1 pseudogene is annotated in these 1,747 nt (G+C 40.2%); it reads left to right on the forward strand.

Features of this window, described 5'->3' with window-relative positions:
- Positions 1-1,102: 1,102 nt before the first annotated feature.
- Positions 1,103-1,735, forward strand: a pseudogene (locus O9332_RS17580) (RNA-guided endonuclease TnpB family protein); the annotation flags it as partial.
- Positions 1,736-1,747: the final 12 nt, after the last annotated feature.

Genomic DNA, 1,747 nt, shown 5'->3' on the forward strand with positions numbered 1-1,747 from the left:
TGCCGGCTCTGATCAGAGCGCGGGCGGCTCCCCAGAACAGTCTCAGCCTGGAAGTTGGTCACTAGCTAGACACTACCTAACAGCCACAGGCGATAGGCTGAGAGGCCAGAGATGCTGTCGTGGCTTTCATCTTACCTCTCAGCGGTTTTTGAGATGTTGCATAGTTTTTAAGCTTAACCAGGACTGCGGGTTAAATAGTTGGGGAGGTTTTGGGGACGGCGAACGGTGTATATTCCAGCAGTAAGCTCAGACGCATTTAAATTTAGATTGTCGATGCTTGAAGCCTTTGGCTGACATCGATTACTCGATCAACTTAAACGTCGAAAAGCTTAACACCATGGCAACACCATGATGAGTTGATATACTCTAAGGATAGCATCTTGAAATATTGAGTCAATGGAAGTTATTTAAGTAATAGATGACACATTATGTTTTTAACAAAACATCCCGATCTGAAGCTAAACATTCCTTGGTATTTAACTCAAATTAGTTTTTTGCTGTTGCCTATCAACCCCTTATGGGGAATGTTAGTTATTTGTACAGCGATTATAATAATTTTTAGATTAAAATATAGAGTCATTATTTCTCAATATATTAATTGGGGATTTGCTATCTTAGGTGGCTCATTAATAATGACCAGCCTTTTTGCCTTTGATCGGGTTTCTGCCATCTCTGGATTGATAAATTTTTTCCCTTACTTCATTATTTTTGCTGGACTCAGCCAACTACTTTACTCAGTGAGTACATTAGAACAATTAGCAAGGATAATATACTTTGGTTCAGTTCCTATAACCGTGTTAGGCTTTGGACAAATTTGGTGGGGGTTACAAGGAGAAATACAAAATATATTGATCCCTGGATGGTATTTAAGAGCAATGGGCAATCCTTCTGGTAGGATGTCATCTTTATTTTATCGGCTCTTCGGGACTTGGTATGGTTCGATATGGGGGCATAAATCGACTAAATCCTTATCTGGCAAGAGATTTAATTGATTAGTTCGCTCTAGAGCAAAAACAATTGACAAAAATCGCTAAATGCTTTTCTATATAAGGGTTCCATCCCTTATAATCCCCGTCCATTGCATAACACCAACCGAAGAGCCGGAATTAGTAGCCTAGTAATTACCAGCAATGGCGATAAAGTATCTAATCCTAAGCACTTTAAAAAGCATTATCGGAGACTGCGAAAGGCCCAAAAAAACCTTTCTAGAAAACAGAAAGGGTCAAAAAATCGAGAAAAGGCAAGAATCAAAGTAGCCAGGATTCACGCTCAAATCACCGATAACAGGAAAGACCATTTACACAAGCTAACCACTCAATTAGTCCGTGAAAACCAAACGATTGTGGTTGAGAACTTAGCCGTCAAGAATATGGTCAAAAACCCGAAATTATCTCAGGCAATATCTGACGTTAGTTGGGGAGAAATTACCCGACAATTAGCCTATAAATGCCGTTGGTATGGAAGAAATTACATCGAAATAGATAGATGGTTTCCTAGCTCTAAAAGATGTAGTAATTGCGGGTATATTGCTGAAAAAATGCCGTTAAATATTCGAGAGTGGGATTGTCCAGACTGTGGGACGCACCATGACCGAGATATTAACGCCAGTAAAAATATTTTGGCCGCAGGGCTTGCGGTGTCAGTCTGTAGAGCGACCATAAGACCAGAACAGAGTAAATCTGTTAAGGCAGGTGCGAAAAATCCTTCGGGAAAGAAGCAGAAACCTAAATCGTGAGGTTTGGGAATC

This window comes from Microcystis sp. LE19-10.1B (genome assembly GCF_027530565.1).
Classification (GTDB): domain Bacteria; phylum Cyanobacteriota; class Cyanobacteriia; order Cyanobacteriales; family Microcystaceae; genus Microcystis; species Microcystis aeruginosa.